A 21,804-nucleotide genomic window follows, 5' to 3' on the forward strand; every position below is an offset into this window, starting at 1 on the left:
TGCCTCATGGCTGATGACGGCCTGCTGCAGCCCGACGAACGGGACGCCGAGCCCATTCCGCTCTCGGCGCTCCAGCATGCCGTCTATTGCCTGCGGCAGGCAGCGCTCATCCATCTCGAACGTCTGTGGGCAGAGAACCGCTTTACGGCGGAGGGGCATGTAATGCACGTCGCTTCTGGCCGACCGGACAGCCGCAGGGCGCGGGGTGTGCGTCGCGAGACGGCGCTCGCCATCGCCTCGCGCCGGCTCGGCATCGCGGGAGTTGCTGATCTCGTCGAGTTCCATCGCGGCCCCGACGGGGAGATTCCTTATCCGGTCGAGTTCGAGCGCGGCAGGCCGAAGTTGCATCGCGCCGACGAGGTGCAGCTCTGCGCGCAGGGCCTGTGCCTCGAGGAGATGACCGGACGGCCGGTGCCCGAAGGGGCCCTCTTCTACGGAGAGACGAAGCGGCGCATCGCGGTGCCCTTCGACGCTGACCTGCGCCGCCTGACCGAGGAGACGATCGCCGACCTGCGCCGGATCTTCCGCAGCCTTGCGACACCGAAAGCGGTCTGGCGGGCGGAACGTTGTCGCGCCTGCTCGCTCATCGAACTGTGCCGGCCCAAGGCCGGCAGCCGCTCGGCTCGCACTTGGCGAGAAGGCATGGTGGCGTCGCTTCTCGACGGACAAGGGGGTGCCGGTTGAAGAAGCTCCTGAACACGTTCTACGTCACGACGGAGGGCGCGAGCCTTAGGAAGGACGGCGAGAATCTCGTGGCGGAGATCGAGGGCACCGAGCGTGCACGCGTGCCACTGCATATGCTGGCTTCGGTTGTGACCTTCGGCGCCGTCTACATCTCGCCGGCGCTGATCGGAGCTTGCGCGGCAGCGGAATCGTAGCGGGCGTTTCCAGGCCTGCGTCGAAGGGCCTGTCGCCGGCAATGTGCTGCTGCGGCGGGCGCAGTATCGCGTCTGCGATACGCCGCTCGACATCGTTCGCAGCCTGGTGCTCGGCAAGACTGCGAACCAGAGATCCGTCCTGATGCGGGCCGTGCGTGACTATGGCGAGGAACTTGCGCCCGAGCAAAAGCAGCGCATGGCCGCGGCGACGGATCGCCTTGCGTCCATCCTGCGCAGGATGAGCCAGTCGGAATGCGATGTCGAGACGCTGCGCGGGGCGGAGGGGGAAGCCGCGAGCCTTTACTTCGGTGTCTTCGATGTCCTCATCCGCTCGCCGGACGCGCAGATGCGCTTTCATGGCCGTTCGCGCCGGCCGCCGCTCGACCCCGTCAATGCCCTGCTGTCCTTTCTCTACACCTTGCTGACCCACGACTGCCGCAGCGCTGCGGAATCGGTGGGCCTCGATCCGGCCGTGGGTTTTCTGCACCGCGACCGCCCCGGACGACCGAGCCTCGCCCTGGACCTCATGGAGGAATTGCGTCCGGTCTTGGCCGACCGTCTGGCGTTGTCGCTCGTCAACCGTCGCCAGCTGCGCGCGCGGGATTTCGAGATACGCGACGGCGGAGGAGTTTGGCTGACGGAAGAGGGGCGCAGAACCGTCCTCACTGCCTGGCAGGAGCGCAAGAAGGAGGAGCGGCGCCATCCTTTTCTGGAGGAGATGGCACCGCTCGGCCTGGTGCCCTATCTGCAGGCCCAGCTTCTGGCCCGGCACCTGCGCGGTGACCTTGACGCCTATCCGCCGTGGCTATGGAAATGAGGCAGGTCGATGATGGTGCTGGTGACCTATGACGTAAACACCTCCGAAGCGGGCGGGGCAGGGCGGCTCCGGCGCGTGGCACGCGCTTGTCGGGATTTCGGCCAGCGGGTCCAATATTCCGTCTTCGAGATCCAGGTCGACCCGGCGCAGTGGACGTTGCTGAAGGCGCGCCTTGAGAAACTCATCGAGCCCGAACGCGACAGCCTGCGCTTTTACTATCTCGGAGCCCATTGGCGCCGACGTGTCGAGCATGTGGGGGCGAAGCCGACCCCCGACCTCGATGGGCCCCTGATCGTCTAGCCGAGCGGGCTTATTCGCAGCCGCGTGCAGCGGCGCCGCCTGTGCGGTGCGAACCGCAAGCGTGCCGGCAAAACCCGTCCCGTTCGCGCAGGCGTCAATTCTCTGACATCGTTGATCTTCTGTTCCGGCGGAAGAAAGGTTGCGGGTCGATCTGCCCGGACCGGAATGGGATACGCGATCAACGTTCGCTTTCGCGTGCTATCGCAATTGGATAACAATGAGGGAGTCGCTCCCTACGCGGGGGCGCGGATTGAAACCAAGGCGCATCGTCGGCGGCGCCCGCGGGGCGAGGTCGCTCCCTACGCGGGGGCGCGGATTGAAACACGGCGTCGGAGGTTGGCGCGCCGCACGAGCGCGAGTCGCTCCCTACGCGGGGGCGCGGATTGAAACGGCCTTGGGAATGGCGTGGCGCTTGAAGAAGAGCGTCGCTCCCTACGCGGGGGCGCGGATTGAAACATACCGGCACTTGAGCGCATGGCCGTCGAGCTGGGTCGCTCCCTACGCGGGGGCGCGGATTGAAACGAGACAGACACGATCAACACGGCCTCTGCCGCGGGTCGCTCCCTACGCGGGGGCGCGGATTGAAACATGCCCGGCAGCTACGTCGATGGCCGGTGGACGCCGGTCGCTCCCTACGCGGGGGCGCGGATTGAAACTTGTATCGTTCTCATGTGGGGCGTCAAGGCGAGGGTCGCTCCCTACGCGGGGGCGCGGATTGAAACCCGAGCGCCGGGAACGTCGAGGCGGCCCTTGACGGTCGCTCCCTACGCGGGGGCGCGGATTGAAACTTCGCCGCCTCGATGCGGAAGCCGCGTCTGGCCATGGTCGCTCCCTACGCGGGGGCGCGGATTGAAACGCCGGGCTGCACATCACCTGGGTGGACCCGTCGCGTCGCTCCCTACGCGGGGGCGCGGATTGAAACCGGCTGCAGTCGAGGTCGAACACGATCATCGGGCTCGGCGCAGCGGTGTTGCGGCGGGCTCTCGGCGGATGCGGGCCGCCTGTGCCGTGCGAAGCGTTCGGGGCGCTCTCGCCCCCGATGATGTTGCTCCCGTGGTCAATTCGCTCTGTTGTGGCGTCAGACGCCGTCTTCCCCGTCGTCAATCGGCACGAGGAAGAGCACATCAAGGCCCTCCTCCTCGCCGTCGAGGGGTTCGTCCTCGTCGAATGCCTCCGCGTCCTCCTCCATCATGAGGTCGAAGGTCTCGGCTTCCTCCTCGCTTGCCGGGCGCAGGCTGAGCGGCATGATGCCGTCCCACAGAGGCTCGCCATCGCTCGTCATCTGTCTGAGGTCGTTCCTGAAGGCCTCCTGATCGAAGACGGCGCGGGCCTGTTCCTCGTCGGCGTCGATCACGGCGACAGCCTTGCGGCCGATTTCCAGTGTATACATGTGAGGTCCTTCATCTCGGGAAGCGGCGCGAAAGCCTCTGCGCCGTTCCGGTTGGGGCTGTAGCGCGTCCGGGCCGGCGGCACCAGCGCCATCTCAGCGGGTTTCTGTGTCGGATGCGTGGCGGGGCAGCGCGGGACCAGCGGTCCGGTGATTGCCAAACCGGGCAGCAAAGCTTTGAATGGCGCCGGGGCGCTTCCGCCGCCTCTGATGCCCGGCGATTCGAGGAGGCAACAGGCCGGCGCTTCTCATCCTGATCTTTACAGCTCGTGTTGCGTAATTCCATCCAGCAACCCAAGCCCGGAGAGGGACGATGTCGGAACAACTCGCCGATGTTCAGAAATATGCGAAGAAACCTGTCAACGAAGCCGCGTTGGCAGGTCTCGCCAAGACGTACCAGCTGGTGCTCGGCAGGGCCGACAGCCGTTATGTCGCCTGCTCCGATCCGGACGAATGCGCCCGCATCCGCGAGAACTTCCTGAAGAAAAAGCTGGGACTGACGAGCGGCGATCTCGACGGCGCCATCAAGGCGGTCTGTCAGACGATGAAGGACGACCGCACGAAGTCGCGTCTGACCTTCTATTACCTGTTGGCCGAACATTTCGGAAAGCTGGACACCTTCGCCTGAGGCGGAAGGGTCACGCCGGAACATCCAGCCAAAAAAGGCCGGCGGAGATCCGCCGGCCTTCGGCATCGCGCGCAGCGGCCTCAGCAGTCGCGATAGCGACGGCCACGGTAGTAGTAGGTCTGGCACTGGGGCGCCGTCGCCGCACCGATCATGGCACCACCGGCCGCGCCGATGGCGCCACCGACCAGCGCGCCGCCCGCCGTACCGGTGGCGAGGCCGCCCACGAGGGCGCCGGCGCCGCCGCCGATGAGGGCGCCGCCGACCGCGCGGTCGCCCGGGTTGCTGGTGTTGCAGGCGGCGAGACCGAAGGCCAGTGCGCCCAGAAGAACGATCTTTTTCATGAACGGGCCCCTCGAAAGGAACAAGCGAATCCGGGCGCACCACGCCCGGCATCCTTCCTCATACGTGGCCGGAGCCGGAAAGCAAATGGCCTTTGCGCACCTGAGCGATGCCGCGGCCGCCGCGAAAGCCGATCCGGATGTTTGACGTGGCGACCCCTGCAGGGCTCGAACCTGCGACCTAGTGCTTAGAAGGCACTTGCTCTATCCAGCTGAGCTAAGGGGCCGTCGCGTGGTTCGCCGGCCGCGTCAGTGCGTCCAGGGTGTCACGCGGTTGAACTTGAAATTGTCCGAATAGGAGATGATGCGGCGCTTCGGGGCAAGCGGCTGCTCGACGCGATAGGCGATGCCGTTGCGGCGCGCATAGGCTTCGGCCTCTTCCTGGCTGTCGAAGGAGAGCCTGAGTTGCTGGCGCATGTCCGACGAACTCGTCCAGCCCATCAACGGCTCGACCTCGCGCGGCTTCTCCGCCTCGTATTCGAGCAGCCAGCGCTTCGTCTTGGCGGTGCCGGATTGCATGGCCGTCTTCGTCGGCTTGTAGATGCGTGCGATCATTGCTCGGTCGCGGCTTCCTGTGGAAACGGGCTTCAGCCACACCTGACAGACGCCGGAAGGCACCTGCCGGAGCAGCCTCAGACATGATGGTCGGGGCAGCAGGATTTGAACCTGCGACCCTCTGCTCCCAAAGCAGATGCGCTACCAGACTGCGCTATGCCCCGTACCGTTCATGTCCAAGGTTTTCCTAGTGTTTTCGGCGGGCGAAGGCAAGGGCATCGCGTGCACAATCGGAGCGAAAGGGAGCCGAGATGCACAGCGGCGCACAGCTTGGCGCCGAGACGGCTGGCGGGTGGCATCGCGTTCGCGGCTGCGCGGGGCAGCTTCGCATGGCCGGCGGGCAGGACATCTGCGGCGGCCAGACCTGCGGCCATGTCTTAATCATGCGGCGATGCGGCCGACGGGAAGGGCGCGGTCGCGATGACGCTGCCGGCGCAAGGGCCGGGATCGGCGCAAGCGGCAAAGGATCGAAGAAAAGACCCGGAAACCGCACGACACTTGCGGGAGGGCGCATGCGCCCTCCCGCCGGAGAAGGCCTCAGGCGGCCTGGAGGTTGCCGGCTGAGGTCTTGCCGGTGCGGCGGTCCGTCTCGAGCTCGTAGGAGATCTTCTGGCCTTCGTTCAGGCTGCGCAGACCGGCGCGCTCGACGGCGCTGATGTGGACGAACACGTCCTTGCCGCCGTCATCCGGCTGAATGAAGCCATAACCCTTCTGCTCGTTGAACCACTTCACGGTGCCGGTGCTCATTTGTCGTATCCTTCGTCTTCAGGTTGCACGCGGGCGCGCGCACGCCAAGCGGGCGAGCGCCATTGTCGTCGCAGATTTTGGGGAAGAAGTAGGTAGGTGCGCCTGACTGCGAGGCGTGACAGACCAATATTCCGGCCAAATCCCGATAAGGTGACGATAGGGCCCAATTGTGGTCGATGCAAGGCGGTTGGCCGGACGCGTCGGCAGGGATGCCCCAAGGGGCGGAGAGCGTCGGGGCGAGCCATTGCCGGCTGCGCAAGCCGCCGCTAAAACGGCGCTCGTTCGACATGCGAGAGCGCCGGGGCGAGCGCGGAAGCACGGGCGCCGATGGCGGCGCCGGGCGGGATTTCCGGAACGGGCGAGAGAATGGCCTTGATCGGTGAAAGCACGGCGCCAGCCGGTGTGCGCAAAAAGGGCGCGGTGCAGGGCGGCGACTGGGCGCAGCGGCTCGTCGCGGCCCTGAGTGCGAGCCATGCGAGGGCGCTCGTCGTCCTCTTCCTCCTGTCCTGCGCGGTCTTCGCGCCGGGTTTCGCTTCCCTCCAGCCGATGGACCGGGACGAGCCCCGCTTCGCCCAGGCGAGCAAGCAGATGCTCGAGACCGGCGATTTCGTCGACATCCGCTTCCAGGACGAGGCGCGTCACAAGAAGCCCGTCGGCATCTACTGGCTGCAGAGCGCGGTCGTCGCCGGGGCGGAGGCGCTCGGCGTCGACAACGCGCGCGCCACCATCGCCTATTATCGCATCCCCTCCTTCCTCGGCGCGGTGGCGACGGTGCTCGTCACCTACTGGGCGGCGCTCGCCTTCGTGTCGCCGGGTGGGGCGCTGCTTGCCGGCGCCTTCATGGCCGCTTCCATCCTCCTCGGCGTCGAGGCGCGGCTCGCCAAGACGGATGCGGTGCTGACAGCCACGACCGTGGTGATGTTCGGCTCCCTGGCGCGGCTCTATCTCTGGCGCGACAGGATCATTCCGGCTGGCACCATAGCCGCCTTCTGGGCTGCCTTCGCCCTCTCCATCCTTGTCAAGGGACCCATCGGCCCCATGGTGGTCGGCCTCGCCGCGGCGGCCCTGTCGGTCCGCGCCCGCGCGGTCGGCTGGCTGAAGGGCCTCAGGCCCGGCTGGGGACTGCTGCTGACGGCGCTCATCGTCGCGCCGTGGTTCATCGCTATCGCCATGAAGACAGGCGGCGCCTTCTTCGATGAATCGGTCGGCAAGGACATGCTGGCCAAGGTCGGCTCGGGCCAGGAGAAGCACTGGGCTCCGCCCGGCTTCTATCTCCTCGCCTTCTTCGGCACGTTCTGGCCGGCGGCCGTGCTCACGGCCATCGCCCTGCCGCTCGCCTGGCGATGGCGGGCGGAGCCCTGGGTCGCGGTGTGCCTCGCCTGGGTGCTGCCGTCCTGGATCATCTTCGAGGCCGTGCCGACCAAGCTGCCGCATTACGTGCTGCCCCTCTATCCGGCCCTTGCCATCTTCACGGTCAAGGTCATGGAGCTCGGCGAGGTCGGGCCGCATCGCCCCGCGGCCGTACCGGCGGCGCTGCTCATTCCCTTCATTCCGCTCGGCTTGCTGATTGGCCTCGGCATCGCCGGCCATCAGCTCGACGGGGTGCCGCCCTATGCGGGCATGCCGGGGATGCTCGTCGCCGCCCTCGTCGCCGTCTGGGCCTGGCTTGCCTTCCGGCGCGGGGCGGTCATCAAGACGGCTGTGCTCGCCATCGCCGCATCGCTTGTGCTGTCGGCCTCCGTGTGGGGGCTCACGCAGCCGCTGCTGCGCGCGCTGAAGCTGTCGCCGCGGCTCGCGGAGGCGGTCACATCGATCGGCTGTCCGTCGCCGCAGGTCGTGACGGTCGGCTATCGCGAGCCGAGCCTGGTCTTCCTCGTCGGCACCGATCTGGCGATGGCCTCGGACGGGCAGGCGGCGGCCGCCTTCCTCGACGGCCCCGGGTGCCGCATCGCGCTCGTTGAGGCGCGGGCGGAACAGGAATTCCTTGCGTCGCTCGGCGAGATGGGAAAAACACCACGTCTCGTCACACGGGTGCCGGGATTCAATATCAACGGAGGGCGCAAGCTCGATGTCGGCGTTTACGTCACGGGCGAATGAGGACCATTGCTTGTGAGCCCCGCCGGCTGTCCGGTTGCCTGCAAGGTTTGAGATGAACGATCAATCGCAGATCGATGCCCCGGCACCGCGCGTGAGCATCGTCGTGCCGGTGAAGAACGAGGCTGGCAACATCGCGCCGCTGGTGGCCGAGATCGAGCGCGCCTGCGCCGGCCTTGCCCCCTTCGAGGTGATCTACGTCGATGACGGGTCGAGCGACGGCACCGGCATGGAGCTGGCGCGGCTGGCGGCCGAGCGGCCGTGGCTGAGGCGGTTGCGGCGCGAGCGCTCGGCCGGGCAGAGCGCCGCCGTCCGGGCGGGCGCGCGCGTGGCGCGGGCGCCGATCATCGTGACCATCGACGGCGACGGCCAGAACGACCCCGCCTTCATCCCCAAGCTCGTCGCCGCGCTCGAAGCGGGCGGGCCGGGCGTCGGGCTTGCGGCCGGCCAGCGTCTCGGACGCAAGGACACGGGCTTCAAGCGCATGCAGTCACGCATCGCCAACAAGGTCCGCCGCGCCATCCTCGGCGACGGCACCCGCGATACGGGATGCGGCCTCAAGGCGGTGCGACGGGACATCTTCCTGAGCCTGCCCTACTTCGACGCCATCCATCGCTTCATGCCGGCCCTCGTCAAGCGCGAGGGCTACGACGTGGTGCTCGTCGACGTGGTCGACCGGCCGCGCCTGACCGGGCAGTCCAACTACGGGCTGTTCGACCGTCTGTGGGTCGGGATCCTCGATCTCTGCGGCGTTTGGTGGCTCATCCGCCGCTGCCGGCGGGCGGCGCCCGCCGAGGAGTTGAAGTAATGCTCGTCATCTCGTTGTCGCGCGAAATCGGCGGCTACCTCTACGAGGTCTTCATCGCCAACTTCGACTTCTGGCTGGCGCTTGGCCTCATCGGCCAGCTGCTCTTCGCCATGCGCTTCGTCGTGCAGTGGGTGGCGAGCGAGCGCGAGCAGCGCAGCGTCATCCCGGTCGCCTTCTGGTTCTTCTCCATCGGCGGCGGGCTCATCACGCTCGTCTACGGGCTCTACAAGCGCGAGCCGGTGATCATCCTGGGCCAAGCATTCAGCATCTTCATCTACCTGCGCAACCTCGTCTTCATCACCCGCGAGCGGCGCGCCGCGCGCTCGGCCGCCAAGGGCTGAAGGCGCCGCGCTGGTTGTCGGGCGGGAAACGCAAGCGGGAGCAATGCGTTATGCCCCGTTGCTCGGAAAGTGAATCCGCTTAGCCGGCAGCCTTCAGCCGCGCGAAACCGGCATCGAGATCGGCCTTCAGGTCGTCGAGATCCTCGAGACCGACCTGCAGGCGCAGGCACGGGCCGCCCGGGTTCCAGGCGCTTGCCGTGCGATAGCTGCGGCAGTCGAAGGGGATGATCAGGCTCTCGAAGCCGCCCCACGAAAAGCCCATGCCGAAGAGTTCGAGCCCGTCGAGGAGGGCGGCGACGGCCTTCTGCGATGCCGGATGAAGAACGATGGAGAAGACGCCGGTCGAGCCGAGGAAGTCGCGCTTCCATGTCTCGTGGCCGGGGCAGGAGGTGAGCGCCGGGTGCAGCACCTGCTTCACCTCCGGGCGCGCCTCGAGCCAGGCCGCGAGGTCGAGCGCCTGCTTCTCGGCCTCCTTGAGGCGCAGCTGCATCGTGCGCATGCCGCGCAGGGCGAGGAACGTGTCTTCCGGGCCGGCGCAGGCGCCGAAGGCATCGAAGGTGGCGCGCAGGGCAGGCCAGCAGCGGTCTGTGGCGGAGACGAGGCCGATGAGCAGGTCGGAGTGGCCGCCGAGATACTTGGTGCCGGCCTCGATGGCGATGTCGGCGCCGCGCTCGTGCGGCGGATAGAACAGGGGGGTCGCCCAAGTGTTGTCGAGCAGCACGAGGGCGCCGCGCTGATGGGCTACCTCGGCGATGGCCGGCACGTCCTGCACCTCGAAGGTCTGTGAGCCCGGCGTCTCGGTGAAGACGACCGACGTGTTGTCCCTCATCAGGGCGGCGATGCCGGCGCCGACGAGCGGGTCGAAATAGTCGACCGCGACGCCCATGCGCTTCAGCACGGTGTCGCAGAAATGGCGCGTCGGCTGGTAGACGCTGTCGGTCACGAGCACGTGGTCGCCCGCCTTGACCGAGGCGAGTAGCGCGATCGTGACGGCCGCGAGGCCGGAGGGGACGACGATGGTGCCGGCGGCGCCGGTCAGGTCCGTCCAGGCGCTCTCGAGGGCCGAGATCGTCGGCGTGCCCTTGGTGCCATAGGTATAGCGCGCCTTGCGATGGACCAGCGCGTCCATCGTCGGATAGAGCACCGTCGAACCGCGGTAGACCGGGGTGTTGATGAAGCCGAATTGCTCGTCGGGGTTGCGCCCGGCGGTGACGAGGCGGGTGCGGATGCCGCGCGGTCTGTCGGTGCTGGAAGACATGCCTGTGGAAAACCTGGGGTCGTGAGCGTCAATGTCCGGATGTTTGGACTGGCCGTCGCGTCGTCGTCAAGCCGTGCGGCCAAGGGGGAACCCGGATGTTCCCTGGGGAGGACGGCGACTGACCGTCGTTCTGCCCCTTTTGTGCCATGAGTTTGTCACGGTTGTGCTTGACCGGCTCAACAAAGTCGAATGTGATGCATAACAGTCCGTGATGCATGGAGCCTGCGCCGGAGATGCCGTCCCCCGCCTGGTCGGGTATGGTGGCCGGTCGCGATGGGCCTGCCCGGAGCGAGGGGAGGTCCGATGAACAGGCCTTTTCCGGTTCCGACGGACCTTCAGAGTGGGAGATTCAATCAATGAAACGTATGATCGCTTCGGTCGTAGTCGGGCTGGCGGCCGGCTTCGCGGCAACGGCCGTTTCGGCTGCGACGCTCGACCAGATCAAGCAGAAAGGCTTCATCCAGTGCGGCGCCAACACCGGCCTTGCCGGTTTCGGCGTGCCGGACGACAAGGGCAACTGGACCGGCCTCGACGTCGACCTGTGCCGTGCGCTGGCCGCGGCCGTCTTCGACGATCCGAACAAGGTCAAGTTCATCCCGCTGTCGGCGAAGGACCGCTTTACGGCCCTTCAGTCGGGCGAGGCGGACGTCCTCATCCGCAACACCACCTGGACGATGTCGCGTGATACCTCGCTCGGCCTCAACTTCACGGGCGTCAACTACTACGACGGCCAGGGCTTCATGGTCCGCAAGAGCCTCGGCATCTCCTCGGCGCTCGAGCTCGACGGCGCCTCGGTGTGCACTCAGCAGGGCACGACGACGGAGCTCAACCTCGCGGACTATTTCCGCGCCAACAACATGAAGTACGAGGTGGTGGCCTTCGCGACGTCGGACGAAACCGTCAAGGCCTATGATTCGGGCCGCTGCGACGCCTTCACCACCGACGCTTCGGGCCTTTATGCCGAGCGCCTGAAGCTGACGAACCCAGATGATCACATCGTCCTGCCGGAGATCATCTCCAAGGAGCCGCTCGGCCCGTCCGTCCGCCATGGCGACGACCAGTGGTTCGATGTGGTGAAATGGGTGCATTACGCCATGCTCAATGCCGAGGAGCTCGGCGTCACCAAGGCCAATGTCGACGAGCAGCTGAAGTCTGACAATCCCGAGATCAAGCGCCTGCTCGGCGCCGAAGGCAAGTTCGGAGAGGCCATCGGCCTCACCAATGATTGGGCCTACCGGGTCATCAAGCACGTGGGGAACTACGGCGAAATCTTCGAGAAGAACGTGGGCGAGGGATCGCTCCTGAAGATCAAGCGTGGCCTCAACGCGCTGTGGACCAAGGGCGGTCTGCAGTACGCGCCGCCGATCCGCTGAGAAGAGCGGTGCCCCGGGCCGGGGAGGACGGCCCGGGGCACCGGTGACGGTCACAAGCAAGCAACTGCCTGTAAACAGGTTAAGCAGACCGGCGGGCGGGTGCTATAATAACAAACGTCCAAGGTGGGCCGCCAGACGCCTGCCGTTACAAGGGGAATGAAAATGAAAAAAGAACGCAAGATGACGGGAGTGGGGTGCTTCGGCTGTTAGCCTGACCGACAAGCGAACGCCGGCCGACATCTTTCATGTCGGCCGCAATGTAGTTGCCAAGACGGGAGCGTTCCGCACGTTCCCGTGTCGGGAGGCATGTCAGTGACCGACGTTACCCAAAGCACAAGTCCGCGCACGAGTCTGATCAACGACCCCAGGGTGCGCGGCATTGCCTATCAAGTGATCCTCGTCGCCATTCTCGCCCTGCTTATCTACGAGGCGACGACCAATGCCATCGAGAACCTGCGCAGGGCGAGGATCGCCTCGGGGTTCGACTTCCTGTCGACGACGGCGGGTTTCGACGTCAATCAGACGCTCATTCCCTTCAGCAGCTCGGGCGGTTCGACCTATGGCGACGCCTTCATCGTCGGCCTGCTCAACACGCTGCTGGTCGCCGCCATCGGCATCGTGCTGGCCACGATCCTTGGCTTCATCGTGGGCGTCGCGCGCCTGTCGTCCAACTGGATCGTCGCGAAACTCGCCAAGGTCTATGTCGAGGCGATCCGCAACGTGCCGCTGCTGCTGCAGCTGTTCATCTGGTACAACGCGGTGCTGAAGGCGCTGCCCAATCCGCGCCAGTCTTACGAGGTGGGGAGCGGCATTTTCCTCAACAACCGCGGCCTCTTCGCGCCGCAGCCGCTGCTCGAGCCCGGGGCCGGCCTCGTCATCGGCGCAGCCGTCGCGGGCATCGTCGGCGCCTTCATCTTTCGGCGCTGGGCAAGGCGACGCCAAGAGATGACGGGACAGCAGGCGCCCGTCGGCACCGTGGCGCTGGCGCTCATCGTGGGCCTGCCGCTCCTCGTGTTCCTGCTCGCCGGGCGGCCTATCGCCCTCAGCTATCCCGAACTGCGCGGCTTCAATTTTGCGGGCGGGGTGCAGATCTTTCCCGAGTTCGTGGCGCTGCTCGTCGGCTTGTCGACCTATACGGCTGCGTTCATCGCCGAGATCGTGCGTGCTGGCATCCTTGCCGTATCGCGCGGGCAGACCGAGGCGGCGCACGCGCTCGGCCTGCGCGAGGGGCCGACGCTCAGGCTCGTCGTCATCCCGCAGGCGATGCGCGTCATCGTGCCGCCGCTGACCAGCCAGTATCTCAACCTCACCAAGAACTCGTCCCTGGCAGTGGCCATCGGCTATCCGGACCTCGCGCAGGTCTTCATGGGCACCGTGCTCAACCAGACGGGGCAGGCGGTCGAGGTGATCGCGATCACCATGGCGGTCTATCTCGCCATCAGCCTCATCACCTCGCTGGTGATGAACATCTACAACCGCCGTGCGGCGATCGTCGAACGATGAGGAGGTGACGATGGCCATCACGACCGAACCCGTCGCCTACGTCCGTGGCACTCCCATCGCTGAACAGCCGCCGCCGCTGATGGCGCGTGGCTGGGTCGCCTGGGTGCGCGAGAACCTGTTCTCGTCCGTCGGCAACACCATCCTGACGCTGATCGCGCTTTACATCATCTATCTCGTCGTGCCCCCGGCGATCCGCTTCTTCTTCCTCGATGCGGTATGGACGGGCAGCGACCGCGAGGCGTGCCTCGCGGCCAGCGTCGGCCGAGAGGTGGGGGCCTGCTGGGCCTATGTGGACGCCAAGTTCAGCTATTTCGTCTACGGATCCTATCCGTGGGACGAGCGCTGGCGCGTCGACATCGTCTTCGTGCTCGGCGCCATCGGCATCGCTTGGTTGCTGTGGCTCGATGCGCCGAAGCGCAACCTCGGGGCTCTCTACTTCTTCGTCATCTTCCCTGTGGTCGCCTTCATCCTGCTGCGCGGCTCGACGGCCGTCGGCCTCGAGCGGGTCGATACCTCGCTGTGGGGCGGCATCCTCGTGACGCTCGTCGTCTCCATCGTCGGCATCGTCGTGTCGCTGCCGCTCGGCGTGCTGCTCGCTCTCGGCCGGCGCTCGCGCCTGCCGCTCGTCAGGCTCGCCAGCGTCATCTTCATCGAGGTCGTGCGCGGCGTACCGCTGATCACCGTGCTGTTCATGGCCAACACGATGCTGCCGCTCTTCCTGCCGGGCAACATGTCGCCCGACAGGCTGCTGCGGCCGCTGGTGGGCGTCGCGCTCTTCGCCTCCGCCTACATGGCCGAGGTGGTGCGCGGCGGGCTGCAGGCGATCCCCAAGGGCCAGTACGAGGGGGCGATGTCGCTCGGGCTCGGCTACTGGCGGATGATGCGCCTCATCATCCTGCCGCAGGCGCTGCGCATCGTCATCCCCGGCATCGTCAACACCTTCATCGGCCTGTTCAAGGATACGACGCTGGTGTCCATCGTCGGCATCTTCGACCTCATCAAGACCGTCGAGGTGACGCTCGTCGACCCGACCTGGGCGACGCCCGTGACACGGCTCACCGGTTACGCCTTCGCGGGGCTTTTCTATTTCATCTGCTGCTACGGCATGTCGCGCTATTCGCTGGCGGTGGAACGCCGGCTCGCGGCTGGACAAAAGAGGTAAGAAACGATGGCAATGGCAACCGCAACGGACCGTCCGGCCCAGCTCAAGCCCGTTTCGCTGAAGACCGAGACCGCGGTCGAGATGATTGGCGTGCACAAGTGGTACGGCGAGTTCCATGTGCTGCGCGACATCAATCTCAAGGTGACGCGCGGCGAGCGCATCGTCGTGTGCGGTCCATCGGGTTCGGGCAAGTCGACCATGATCCGCTGCATCAATCGGCTTGAGGAGCACCAGCAGGGCAAGATCATCGTCGATGGCGTGGAACTGACCAACGACCTGAAGCGGATCGACGAGATCCGGCGCGACGTCGGCATGGTGTTCCAGCACTTCAACCTGTTCCCGCACCTCACCATCCTCGAGAATTGCACGCTGGCGCCGATCTGGGTGCGCAAGATGCCGAAGAAGGACGCGGAAGAGATCGCGATGCACTATCTCACCCGCGTCAAGATCCCCGAGCAGGCCAACAAATATCCGGGCCAGCTCTCGGGCGGGCAGCAGCAGCGCGTCGCCATCGCGCGCTCGCTGTGCATGAGCCCGAAGATCATGCTGTTCGACGAGCCGACCTCGGCGCTCGACCCGGAGATGGTCAAGGAGGTGCTCGATACCATGGTCACGCTCGCGGAAGAGGGCATGACCATGCTCGTCGTCACCCACGAGATGGGCTTTGCGCGGCAGGTGGCGAACCGCGTCATCTTCATGGATGCGGGACAGATCGTCGAGATGAACACGCCCAACGAGTTCTTCAAGAATCCGCAGCACGAGCGCACCAAGCTCTTCCTCAGCCAGATCCTGCACTGAGGACGGGCCCTTGAGAGCCTGCCGGCCGGGCCGCTTCCCGGGCTGCCGGCTGACGGAGTGCGGGGACCTGCGGAGCGACTCGCTACGTTTGCCGCGTCATGGCCGGGTCCGTCCCGGCCGCCCACGCCTTTGACCTTGCAGGCGTTTCGAGGCGTGCATGCCCTGCAACGAGCCGGCGTGACGGGCGCAGGCATCACTCGTGTCGCCTTGCATCCTCATTGACAGTGCAACAGCGTATGAAAACCATCGGGCGGGCCGGGCGGTCCGCCCGACGGCCTTTGGGGGGAAGAGCATGTTGCGCCTCGTGTTGCTGATCGCTGCCGCCCTTGCGGTTGCCTTCGCGATTTCCTTCATTCTCGGGCGCAGGGGCGTTTTCGTCGCCGCGGCAGCCTTCGTTGTGGGTGCGGCGAGCGGCATCCTCTCGACCATCATCACGGCCTGCAGCCAATGCTGGACAGAGGCGCTGAGCGTCGGCGCCTTCGTGTCCATGCCTTTCTTCGTGGTCGGCTGGTTCGCGCTGGCGCAGGCGGAGGTCGAGCGCCGGCACAGGCGGCTGCTCCTCGGTCTCGGCGCGCTGATGCTGGTGCAGGTCATCTGGGCGGCGCGCATGACAGTGCTCGCCACCTTCCAGGGTGTCTGCCCCTGCGGCGCGCAGCTGTGGTGGCTGCGCACCAGCGAGGTCGCCTCCGTCGGCTTCGACAGGCTGGCGGGACCGTGGTTCATGCTCGAGGCGGTGATGACGCTCGCGGTGCTGTTCAGCGCCGGCCGCCGGCTCGTCGAGGACGCGCCGGCGCGGTGAGCGTCCCGAGCCTCAGGGGCTCCGGTCCTCGGCCGGTTGCCGGTCGAGGATCTCGACGGAATGGCCTTTCAGCTCGACGTCGATCACCCGGCGGGTGAACTTCGCGAGGACGGCAACCCCGCCGGCGGCGAGCAGGAACGTCAGCATCAGGGTTGCGACGTCGCCAAGTTCCATGAGGCCACCGATGGCCCAGCCGGTGGCGACCGCGACACCGAGGATCTCGGTGCCGACGAGAATGACCGCGCTCACGGCGGTCGCGCGGGCGAGGCCCTTCCTGGCAAACTGGACGGACATCGCTCACCTCCGCGGCAATGGCAGAACGGTGGCGGGGTGGGGCACGCACGCAGCCGCGCGCAAGCAGCCGGCAGCGGCCGCAGAATGGGTCGAAGAATACATGGATGTGACCTCGTCAGCCGCCCGACAGGCGGCGAGGCAAGCTCCAGCCGGCATGGCCGACTGCGTGAAACCGGCGCGGCGAACCGCGCCGCCGGTTCACGCCGCGGGCGGGCCCGTCTGCGGACGGGCGCAGGGAGCATGGGAGCGCGCCGGCCAGGCTGCCGGCTGGCCGAATGTGCATCGCGGAGCGGCTTCGGGCGCGGCCGCGGCAGTCGCATGGAGCGTCAGCGGTGCCGGCGGGTCGGAGGGACCGGCGAACGGCTGGCTGCTTCCGCCGCGCGGGGTAAGAACATCGTGGAGGGCGGCCGGCGAGAGATTGCCGCCGGTGGCGACGGCCTGTGCCGTGACGACGATGTCGGGAGACGGCGGCACAAGCGGCCGCCCGCCCTGCAAGGCAAGGAAGAGGATGCCTGCGAGCAGCGCCAGCAATGTCAGCGGTGCCTGGGAGCGCTCCTTCACCGTCCGTGCAACCCTTCTCCTGCCATTTCGGCTTCGCTATAGCGCGCGGCATCGCGGGCCGCAAAGTGGACAGTGGCTGTAGGGGGCTTCGCGCAGCCAGCTAAATCGATATAAGACGCCGCAGTGAGAATGCGATGGGCGCGCTGCGCCCGATGAGCGAGGGGCTGTGATGGAACAGACTTGGCGGTGGTTCGGCCCACAGGATCCGGTAACCTTGGCCGATGTGCGCCAGACCGGTGCCACCGGGATCGTCAGCGCGTTGCACCAGATCACCAGCGGCGAGTCCTGGACCGTCGAGGCCGTCGCGGAGCGGCGCGCCTTGATCGAGCAGGCGGGACTCACCTGGTCCGTCGTCGAGAGCATCCCGGTCCACGACGACATCAAGACCCGCTCGGGCAACTTCCGGCGCTACATCGACAACTGGATCGCCTCGCTGCGCGCTTGCGCCGCCGGCGGCGTCACCACCATCTGCTACAACTTCATGCCAGTGGTGGACTGGACGCGCACCAACCTGATGTGGCAGGTCGCCGACGGCAGCTTTGCCCTGCGCTTCGACATGGTGGATTTCGCCGCTTACGACGTCTTCATCCTGGAGCGTCAGGGCGCCGAGGCGAGCTATCCCGAGGCCATCCTCTCGGCGGCCCGCGCCCGCGTCGCCGCCATGAGCGAGGCCGACAAGGACGCGCTCGAGCGCAACATCATCGCCGGCCTGCCGGGCTCGGATTTTACTCACGACCGCGCGGGCATGCGCAAGCTGCTCTCCGCCTATGACGGCATCGGCCCGGCCGAGTTGCGCGCCAATCTCGTTGCCTTCCTGCAGGAGGTGGCGCCGGTGGCGGAGGAGGTCGGCGCGCGCCTGTGCATCCATCCGGACGATCCGCCGTTCTCGCTCTTCGGCCTTCCGCGCGTCGTCTCCACGGCAGAGGACGCCCGTGCCGTCCTGGCCGCGGCGGACACGCCGGCGAACGGGCTGACCTTCTGCGTCGGATCTTACGGCGCGCGGGCGGACAACGACCTCGTCGCCATGGTGCGCGAATTCGGCCCGCGCATCCACTTCGCCCACCTGCGCAACGTGAAGCGCGAGGACGACGGCTCCTTCTTCGAGGACGACCATCTCGCCGGCTCGTCCGACATGATCGGTGTCATCGGGGCGCTCCTCGACGAGGAGGCGCGCCGCCGTGCCGAGGGGCGGGCGGATGCCGTCATCCCCATGCGGCCGGACCACGGCCACCTCATGCTCGACGATGTCGGCAAGAAGACGAACCCCGGCTATTCCTGCATCGGCCGCCTGCGCGGCCTCGCCGAACTGCGCGGCGCGATGATGGCGCTGCAGCGGGTGCAGGGCAGGGCGTAAGGGGGCGTCGGCCATCGCCGGGGGCATGGCCGCGCTCGTCCATGGCCGTCGTTTGGCAAGACGAAGCCACGGAGTGCAACGCCCCAGTCGTCATGCCCCGCGCCTGATCGGCCGCCTGCGCGACAGGCCGCGCAGCGCAAGTCCCCCGCCGTCATGCCCGCGCCTGTCGCGGGCATCCATGCGGCGACGCTGGCAGGAGCGCAAAAGGCATGGATGGCCGGGACAAGCCCGGCCATGACGGGGGGGGGGGAGGCGTCGCTCGCGTCCGCGGGCTTCGGCGGTGCGGGGAGGCTTCGGCCGCGATGGCTATCCGTATGCCGTCACCGCGCCATCCAGCCGCCGTCGACCGGCAGCACCGTGCCGGTGACGTAGCCGCTTGCCGGGGCGGCGAAGAAGAGGACGGCGGTGGCGAGGTCCTGCGGCGCGCCCCACCGGCCGGCAGGGATGCGATCCATGAGTTGACGTGTGCGCTCGGGATCCGCCCTGAGGGCCGCCGTGTTGTCCGTCTCCATATAGCCGGGGGCGATGGCGTTGACGGTGATGCCCTTCGGCGCCAGCTCGTTCGCCATGAGCTTGGTGAGGCCGGCGACGCCGTGCTTCGCCGCCGTGTAGGCCGGCACGCGGATGCCGCCTTGGAAGGAGAGGAGCGAGGCGATGTTGACGATGCGGCCCGGCCGGCCGCTCGCCACCATGTGCCGCCCGACCGCCTGCGAGAGCTGGAAGAGGCTCTTGAGGTTCACGGTCATCACCGCGTCCCAGTCCGCCTCCGTATAGTCGAGCACGTTCTCGCGGCGAATGATGCCGGCGTTGTTGACGAGGATGTCGACGCGACCGGCCCTTGCGACGATGTCGGCGACGAGGGCAGGGAAGTCCTGCGGCTTCTCGAGGTCGCACACGACCTCGTGGAAGCTGCAGCCCTGCGCGGCGACGGCACGGGCCGTTTCCGGCATGGGGCGCGAGCCGAGGCCGACGACGTCCGCCCCGGCACTGGCGAGCGCCTCGGCCAGCGCCTTGCCGAGGCCGGTGCGCGCGCCGGTGACGAGGGCGACCTTGCCGGAGAGGTCGAAGAGGCTGGCGAAAGCCGGCGCAGTGCTGGTCGTGGTCGTCATGGGCCGGCTCCTCAGCGCAGGTCCTGCATGGCGATCATGTCCATGTCGGTGAAGGCCTGGTTGTCGCCGGCCATGCTCCAGATGAAGGCATAGCTCGTGGTGCCGGCGCCGCAGTGGATCGACCAGGGCGGGGAGACGATGGCCTCTTCGTTGCGCACGACGAGATGGCGCGTCGCCTCGGGCCGGCCCATCAGGTGCACCGTGAAGGCGTTCTCCGGCAGCTCGAAATAGAGATAGGCCTCCATGCGCCGGTCGTGGGTGTGGGCCGGCATCGTGTTCCAGACGCTGCCGCTCTCAAGGCGGGTGAGGCCCATGACGAGCTGGCAGGTCGGCAGCACGTCCGGATGCAGGTACTGGAAGATGGTGCGCTTGTTGGCGGTCTCCTGGCTGCCGAGCGGGACGGCCTTCGCCGCCTCCTTGGTGATGTGCCGGGCGGGATGGCGCGCGTGGGCCGGGGCCGTGTTGATGTAGAACTTGGCCGGATTGGCCGGATCGACGCTGGCGAAGGTCACGTCGGCGGTGCCGGAGCCGAGATAGAGCGCGTCCTGGAAGCCGAGGTCGAAGGTTGTGCCGTCGGCCGTGATGCGGCCGGGGCCGCCGATGTTGACGAGGCCGAGCTCGCGGCGGGCGAGATGATGCTCGCTGCCGACGAGCCGTGCATGGGCCTCGGTGAAGGCGAGAGGCTCGCCGAGCGGTACGGCGCCGGCGAGCATCAGCCGGTCGTAATGGGTGTAGGTGACGTTGAGCGCGCCGGGCACGAGCAGGCCGGGCACGAGGAAATTCTCGCGCAGCGCTTCCGTGTCGAAGGTCTCCGCCTCGCGCCAGTGGATGGCGTAGCGGGTCTCGATGGACATGGTGGTTCCTTGGGCGGGCATGGGTTGGGCCTCGTGGTTGCGGATGGATGGCGCCGCCGCCGGCTCACTCGAAGAGGTGAGGGTGGTCGGCCTCTACGCGCGGGAGAGCGCGCAGGATCTCGTTGAGGTGGTAGCGCATGGCCTTCTCGGCAGCGTCGGCGTCGCGCGCGTCGATGGCGGTCATGATGGCGCGATGTTGGGTGACGAGCGGGCGCATCGCCTCGGTGCCGGGCAGGGTGAGATAGCAGACCCTGTCCATGTGAGCCTTGAGGTCCTCGATTGCCTGCCAGGCAAGGATGCTGCCCGTGCCCTCGACGAGGGCCAGATGGAACAGTTCGTCCGTGCGCTGGAAGGCTGTATGGTCGCCGCGCTCGGCCGCCTTCTCCTGCAGGTCGAGCAGGTCGTCGATGCGCTGGCGGCTCTGGGAGGAAAAGCCCTCGCAGGCGCGGCGGACGACGGCCGCCTCCACCGCTTCGCGCACAAAGCGCGCCTCCATCATCTGGCGTACGGAGAGAAGGGCAACGACAGTGCCGCGCTGGGGCAGCGTCTCGACCAGGCGTGACCTCGCAAGCGCGATGAGCGCCTCGCGCACCGGCTGGCGCGAGACGCCCCAGCGCTGGGCGATCTCCACCTCCGACAGGCGTGTTCCGGGGGCTATGGCAAGCGTGATGATGGCTCGCCGCAACTCGCGCTCGACGCGTCGCGCCGCCGATTCGAAAGTGGTCTGCGATTCTGCTCGCACGGTTTTCGACCCTATTCAAACGGTTCAAATTATGTTTGAAACGGTTCAAATGGCTGTTGCTCCATATAGCAGAGCATACTACCATACACAAATATACGATTGCGGAGGACGCCGCGGCGGTCGACATTCACTGCCAGGGGCGCAATCTGGAATGACAAGATGGCCGGGCAATACCGGTAGGGGGAAGGGGAGGAGACATGCAGGATCTCGGGCGCTCGCCTGCAGGTTCCGCCGAAATCGCAAAGCGCTTCGTGGCGGCCCGTCGCGCGGCAGTGGCGCTCGATTCCTTTCCCGGTCCGCTGCCCGCTTCCGTTGATGGGGCCTATGCCGTTCAAGACGAAGCGATCCGCCAATGGGGCGCACCCGTCGTGGGCTGGAAGGTCGCGCTCATCCATCCGGACCTTCGCCCGGCCTACGGCGGCGCGGAGCGACTCGTCGGCCCGGTCTTCGCCGGCACGCTGGTCGAGGCGAGAGGGGAAGCGGTGGCCGCGCCGGTGATCGAGGGCGGCTTTGCGGCCATCGAGGCCGAGTTCGCGGTCCGTCTCGGCGCCGACCTGCCGGCGCGCGATGCGCCCTACGGCCTCGACGACGTGACGCAAGCGGTGGACGACCTCTTCCTCGCCGTGGAGGTTGCCAGCAATCCGCTCGCCGTCATCAACGATCTCGGGCCGGCTGCCATTATCAGCGGCTTCGGCAACAATGCCGGCGTCATCCTCGGGCCGGCGGTGAGGGGCTGGCGCGATGCGCCGCTCGAGGCGCTCGCGACCCGTGTCGTGGTTGACGGTGCGACCGTCGGCGAGGGCAGTGCAGCGAAGGTGCCGGGCGGACCCCTCGGCGCCCTCCTCTTCGCCGCCAATTGCCTGTCCGCGCGAGGCGTTGGCCTCAAGACCGGCGATATCGTCTCGACCGGGGCGAGCACGGGCATCCATCCGGTGCGACCGGGCATGGAGGCGATCGTGTCGTGCGGCGCGGCCGGCGACATCCGTCTTTCTGTTACCCGCGCCGTCGGCGAGGGGTGATCCGCGGTCGGCCGGCGCCAGGGGCTCCCCCGCGCCACCGCCGCCGCTGCGGCCTGTCGGGTCCGCCAAGAAAACGAGGGCGAAA

At 67.2% G+C, this 21,804-nt stretch carries 25 protein-coding genes, 2 tRNA genes and 1 CRISPR repeat array; of the genes, 15 read left to right on the forward strand and 12 right to left on the reverse strand.

All coding sequences use genetic code 11. The annotated features are described in order from the left end of the window. Positions 1–6: 6 nt before the first annotated feature. The 4 genes from cas4 to cas2 are packed head-to-tail and all read left to right on the forward strand — an operon-like array spanning position 7 to position 1,995. On the forward strand, positions 7–684 hold the full coding sequence (gene cas4 / locus P2T65_RS17705) for a CRISPR-associated protein Cas4 (RefSeq protein WP_276200398.1): 678 nt from the start codon (positions 7–9) through the stop codon (positions 682–684). Beyond that, positions 681–878, forward strand: coding sequence for a CRISPR-associated endonuclease Cas1 (locus P2T65_RS17710; RefSeq protein ID WP_276200399.1), 198 nt, complete (start codon positions 681–683; stop codon positions 876–878). Before cas4 ends, P2T65_RS17710 begins: the two co-directional genes overlap by 4 nt. A gap of 43 nt (positions 879–921) precedes the next feature. Next, on the forward strand, positions 922–1,695 hold the full coding sequence (gene cas1, locus P2T65_RS17715) for a CRISPR-associated endonuclease Cas1 (RefSeq protein ID WP_276200400.1): 774 nt from the start codon (positions 922–924) through the stop codon (positions 1,693–1,695). 9 nt (positions 1,696–1,704) lie between these two features. After that, entirely contained in the window at positions 1,705–1,995 is a 291-nt protein-coding gene (gene cas2, locus P2T65_RS17720; RefSeq protein WP_055458001.1) for a CRISPR-associated endonuclease Cas2, read from the forward strand. A gap of 225 nt (positions 1,996–2,220) precedes the next feature. Beyond that, positions 2,221–2,917: a CRISPR direct-repeat array (repeat unit 32 nt; unit sequence GTCGCTCCCTACGCGGGGGCGCGGATTGAAAC). Positions 2,918–3,073: 156 nt separating this feature from the next. Here cas2 and P2T65_RS17725 read toward each other — a convergent pair. Beyond that, entirely contained in the window at positions 3,074–3,385 is a 312-nt protein-coding gene (locus tag P2T65_RS17725; RefSeq protein ID WP_055458002.1) for a hypothetical protein, read from the reverse strand. A gap of 310 nt (positions 3,386–3,695) precedes the next feature. Between P2T65_RS17725 and P2T65_RS17730 the strand changes: the two genes are divergently transcribed. Next, complete coding sequence (locus P2T65_RS17730) at positions 3,696–4,010, forward strand: DUF2853 family protein (protein WP_055458003.1); 315 nt, start codon at positions 3,696–3,698, stop codon at positions 4,008–4,010. Between the two features lie 80 nt (positions 4,011–4,090). On the opposite strand, the gene P2T65_RS17735 is transcribed toward P2T65_RS17730, so the two are convergent. The 5 genes from P2T65_RS17735 to P2T65_RS17755 form a co-directional block, all read right to left on the reverse strand. After that, positions 4,091–4,351 carry a hypothetical protein gene (locus tag P2T65_RS17735; RefSeq protein ID WP_055458004.1) on the reverse strand — a complete coding sequence of 87 codons (261 nt, stop codon included), beginning with the start codon at positions 4,349–4,351 and terminating at the stop codon, positions 4,091–4,093. A 147-nt stretch (positions 4,352–4,498) separates the two neighbouring features. Then, positions 4,499–4,575, reverse strand: a tRNA-Arg gene (locus tag P2T65_RS17740). A gap of 22 nt (positions 4,576–4,597) precedes the next feature. After that, a complete protein-coding gene (locus P2T65_RS17745) occupies positions 4,598–4,903 on the reverse strand; it encodes an ETC complex I subunit (RefSeq protein ID WP_055458005.1) in 306 nt (101 codons plus the stop codon). Positions 4,904–4,990: 87 nt separating this feature from the next. Next, positions 4,991–5,067: transfer RNA gene (locus P2T65_RS17750), tRNA-Pro, on the reverse strand. Positions 5,068–5,440: 373 nt separating this feature from the next. Then, on the reverse strand, positions 5,441–5,650 hold the full coding sequence (locus tag P2T65_RS17755) for a cold-shock protein (RefSeq protein ID WP_019402418.1): 210 nt from the start codon (positions 5,648–5,650) through the stop codon (positions 5,441–5,443). A 366-nt stretch (positions 5,651–6,016) separates the two neighbouring features. Here P2T65_RS17755 and P2T65_RS17760 point away from each other — a divergent pair, with 366 nt between their 5' ends. From P2T65_RS17760 to P2T65_RS17770, 3 genes are read left to right on the forward strand one after another with little or no spacing between them, the layout of a single operon-like run. After that, on the forward strand, positions 6,017–7,747 hold the full coding sequence (locus P2T65_RS17760; protein WP_276200401.1) for a glycosyltransferase family 39 protein: 1,731 nt from the start codon (positions 6,017–6,019) through the stop codon (positions 7,745–7,747). A 52-nt stretch (positions 7,748–7,799) separates the two neighbouring features. After that, positions 7,800–8,552, forward strand: coding sequence for a glycosyltransferase family 2 protein (locus P2T65_RS17765; protein WP_071923930.1), 753 nt, complete (start codon positions 7,800–7,802; stop codon positions 8,550–8,552). Continuing rightward, a complete protein-coding gene (locus P2T65_RS17770; protein ID WP_055458008.1) occupies positions 8,552–8,893 on the forward strand; it encodes a lipid-A-disaccharide synthase N-terminal domain-containing protein in 342 nt (113 codons plus the stop codon). Before P2T65_RS17765 ends, P2T65_RS17770 begins: the two co-directional genes overlap by 1 nt. A 79-nt stretch (positions 8,894–8,972) precedes the next feature. Here the strand turns inward: P2T65_RS17770 and metC are convergent, their stop codons facing one another. Then, positions 8,973–10,151: a cystathionine beta-lyase gene (metC, locus tag P2T65_RS17775; RefSeq protein ID WP_276200402.1), complete on the reverse strand. Its 1,179-nt coding sequence runs from the start codon at positions 10,149–10,151 to the stop codon at positions 8,973–8,975. Positions 10,152–10,507: 356 nt separating this feature from the next. On the opposite strand from metC, the gene P2T65_RS17780 reads away from it, so the two are divergent. The 5 genes from P2T65_RS17780 (at position 10,508) to P2T65_RS17800 (ending at position 15,786) form a co-directional block, all read left to right on the forward strand. Next, positions 10,508–11,524 (forward strand): amino acid ABC transporter substrate-binding protein, encoded by a 1,017-nt coding sequence (locus tag P2T65_RS17780; RefSeq protein WP_055458010.1) that lies wholly within the window; start codon positions 10,508–10,510, stop codon positions 11,522–11,524. A 306-nt stretch (positions 11,525–11,830) separates the two neighbouring features. Then, a complete protein-coding gene (locus tag P2T65_RS17785) occupies positions 11,831–13,027 on the forward strand; it encodes an amino acid ABC transporter permease (protein WP_055458011.1) in 1,197 nt (398 codons plus the stop codon). Between the two features lie 10 nt (positions 13,028–13,037). After that, positions 13,038–14,189 (forward strand): amino acid ABC transporter permease, encoded by a 1,152-nt coding sequence (locus P2T65_RS17790; RefSeq protein WP_055458012.1) that lies wholly within the window; start codon positions 13,038–13,040, stop codon positions 14,187–14,189. A 12-nt stretch (positions 14,190–14,201) separates the two neighbouring features. After that, positions 14,202–14,987 (forward strand): amino acid ABC transporter ATP-binding protein, encoded by a 786-nt coding sequence (locus tag P2T65_RS17795; RefSeq protein ID WP_186437980.1) that lies wholly within the window; start codon positions 14,202–14,204, stop codon positions 14,985–14,987. A gap of 292 nt (positions 14,988–15,279) precedes the next feature. After that, positions 15,280–15,786 carry a hypothetical protein gene (locus tag P2T65_RS17800; protein ID WP_063185252.1) on the forward strand — a complete coding sequence of 169 codons (507 nt, stop codon included), beginning with the start codon at positions 15,280–15,282 and terminating at the stop codon, positions 15,784–15,786. 12 nt (positions 15,787–15,798) lie between these two features. On the opposite strand, the gene P2T65_RS17805 is transcribed toward P2T65_RS17800, so the two are convergent. Together P2T65_RS17805 and P2T65_RS17810 are read right to left on the reverse strand one after the other, a co-directional pair. Beyond that, positions 15,799–16,080, reverse strand: a complete 282-nt coding sequence (locus tag P2T65_RS17805) for a hypothetical protein (protein ID WP_063185249.1) — start codon at positions 16,078–16,080, stop codon at positions 15,799–15,801. A 198-nt stretch (positions 16,081–16,278) separates the two neighbouring features. Continuing rightward, positions 16,279–16,641, reverse strand: a complete 363-nt coding sequence (locus P2T65_RS17810; RefSeq protein WP_276200403.1) for a hypothetical protein — start codon at positions 16,639–16,641, stop codon at positions 16,279–16,281. A gap of 169 nt (positions 16,642–16,810) precedes the next feature. Between P2T65_RS17810 and uxuA the strand changes: the two genes are divergently transcribed. Further along, on the forward strand, positions 16,811–17,995 hold the full coding sequence (gene uxuA / locus P2T65_RS17815; RefSeq protein WP_276200404.1) for a mannonate dehydratase: 1,185 nt from the start codon (positions 16,811–16,813) through the stop codon (positions 17,993–17,995). 320 nt (positions 17,996–18,315) lie between these two features. On the opposite strand, the gene kduD is transcribed toward uxuA, so the two are convergent. The 3 genes from kduD to P2T65_RS17830 all read right to left on the reverse strand — a co-directional run bounded on the left by kduD (position 18,316) and on the right by P2T65_RS17830 (position 20,700). Then, positions 18,316–19,104, reverse strand: a complete 789-nt coding sequence (gene kduD / locus P2T65_RS17820; RefSeq protein WP_071923927.1) for a 2-dehydro-3-deoxy-D-gluconate 5-dehydrogenase KduD — start codon at positions 19,102–19,104, stop codon at positions 18,316–18,318. Between the two features lie 11 nt (positions 19,105–19,115). Next, the gene (kduI, locus tag P2T65_RS17825) at positions 19,116–19,958 is read right to left on the reverse strand and encodes a 5-dehydro-4-deoxy-D-glucuronate isomerase (protein ID WP_071923926.1); all 843 of its coding nucleotides are present in this window, start codon (positions 19,956–19,958) and stop codon (positions 19,116–19,118) included. Positions 19,959–20,022: 64 nt separating this feature from the next. Next, entirely contained in the window at positions 20,023–20,700 is a 678-nt protein-coding gene (locus P2T65_RS17830; RefSeq protein WP_096335324.1) for a GntR family transcriptional regulator, read from the reverse strand. A gap of 197 nt (positions 20,701–20,897) precedes the next feature. Between P2T65_RS17830 and P2T65_RS17835 the strand changes: the two genes are divergently transcribed. Further along, positions 20,898–21,719, forward strand: a complete 822-nt coding sequence (locus P2T65_RS17835) for a fumarylacetoacetate hydrolase family protein (protein ID WP_063185235.1) — start codon at positions 20,898–20,900, stop codon at positions 21,717–21,719. Positions 21,720–21,804 lie beyond the last annotated feature (85 nt).

This window comes from Chelatococcus sp. XZ-Ab1, from assembly GCF_029309855.1.
Lineage (GTDB): Bacteria > Pseudomonadota > Alphaproteobacteria > Rhizobiales > Beijerinckiaceae > Chelatococcus_A > Chelatococcus_A sambhunathii.

What these genes read in the sequence shown, in the direction of transcription:
- P2T65_RS17790 (WP_055458012.1), top strand. Translation starts at nt 13,038, where the DNA reads ATGGCCATCACGACCGAACCCGTCGCCTACGTCCGTGGCACTCCCATC.
- P2T65_RS17770 (WP_055458008.1), top strand. Translation starts at nt 8,552, where the DNA reads ATGCTCGTCATCTCGTTGTCGCGCGAAATCGGCGGCTACCTCTACGAG.
- kduI (WP_071923926.1), bottom strand. Translation starts at nt 19,958, where the DNA reads ATGTCCATCGAGACCCGCTACGCCATCCACTGGCGCGAGGCGGAGACC.
- cas2 (WP_055458001.1), top strand. Translation starts at nt 1,705, where the DNA reads ATGATGGTGCTGGTGACCTATGACGTAAACACCTCCGAAGCGGGCGGG.
- P2T65_RS17835 (WP_063185235.1), top strand. Translation starts at nt 20,898, where the DNA reads ATGCAGGATCTCGGGCGCTCGCCTGCAGGTTCCGCCGAAATCGCAAAG.
- P2T65_RS17800 (WP_063185252.1), top strand. Translation starts at nt 15,280, where the DNA reads ATGTTGCGCCTCGTGTTGCTGATCGCTGCCGCCCTTGCGGTTGCCTTC.
- cas4 (WP_276200398.1), top strand. Translation starts at nt 7, where the DNA reads ATGGCTGATGACGGCCTGCTGCAGCCCGACGAACGGGACGCCGAGCCC.
- P2T65_RS17735 (WP_055458004.1), bottom strand. Translation starts at nt 4,351, where the DNA reads ATGAAAAAGATCGTTCTTCTGGGCGCACTGGCCTTCGGTCTCGCCGCC.
- P2T65_RS17795 (WP_186437980.1), top strand. Translation starts at nt 14,202, where the DNA reads ATGGCAACCGCAACGGACCGTCCGGCCCAGCTCAAGCCCGTTTCGCTG.
- P2T65_RS17725 (WP_055458002.1), bottom strand. Translation starts at nt 3,385, where the DNA reads ATGTATACACTGGAAATCGGCCGCAAGGCTGTCGCCGTGATCGACGCC.
- P2T65_RS17805 (WP_063185249.1), bottom strand. Translation starts at nt 16,080, where the DNA reads ATGTCCGTCCAGTTTGCCAGGAAGGGCCTCGCCCGCGCGACCGCCGTG.
- metC (WP_276200402.1), bottom strand. Translation starts at nt 10,151, where the DNA reads ATGTCTTCCAGCACCGACAGACCGCGCGGCATCCGCACCCGCCTCGTC.
- uxuA (WP_276200404.1), top strand. Translation starts at nt 16,811, where the DNA reads ATGGAACAGACTTGGCGGTGGTTCGGCCCACAGGATCCGGTAACCTTG.
- P2T65_RS17765 (WP_071923930.1), top strand. Translation starts at nt 7,800, where the DNA reads ATGAACGATCAATCGCAGATCGATGCCCCGGCACCGCGCGTGAGCATC.
- P2T65_RS17780 (WP_055458010.1), top strand. Translation starts at nt 10,508, where the DNA reads ATGAAACGTATGATCGCTTCGGTCGTAGTCGGGCTGGCGGCCGGCTTC.
- P2T65_RS17760 (WP_276200401.1), top strand. Translation starts at nt 6,017, where the DNA reads ATGGCCTTGATCGGTGAAAGCACGGCGCCAGCCGGTGTGCGCAAAAAG.
- P2T65_RS17785 (WP_055458011.1), top strand. Translation starts at nt 11,831, where the DNA reads ATGTCAGTGACCGACGTTACCCAAAGCACAAGTCCGCGCACGAGTCTG.
- P2T65_RS17755 (WP_019402418.1), bottom strand. Translation starts at nt 5,650, where the DNA reads ATGAGCACCGGCACCGTGAAGTGGTTCAACGAGCAGAAGGGTTATGGC.
- kduD (WP_071923927.1), bottom strand. Translation starts at nt 19,104, where the DNA reads ATGACGACCACGACCAGCACTGCGCCGGCTTTCGCCAGCCTCTTCGAC.
- P2T65_RS17745 (WP_055458005.1), bottom strand. Translation starts at nt 4,903, where the DNA reads ATGATCGCACGCATCTACAAGCCGACGAAGACGGCCATGCAATCCGGC.
- P2T65_RS17730 (WP_055458003.1), top strand. Translation starts at nt 3,696, where the DNA reads ATGTCGGAACAACTCGCCGATGTTCAGAAATATGCGAAGAAACCTGTC.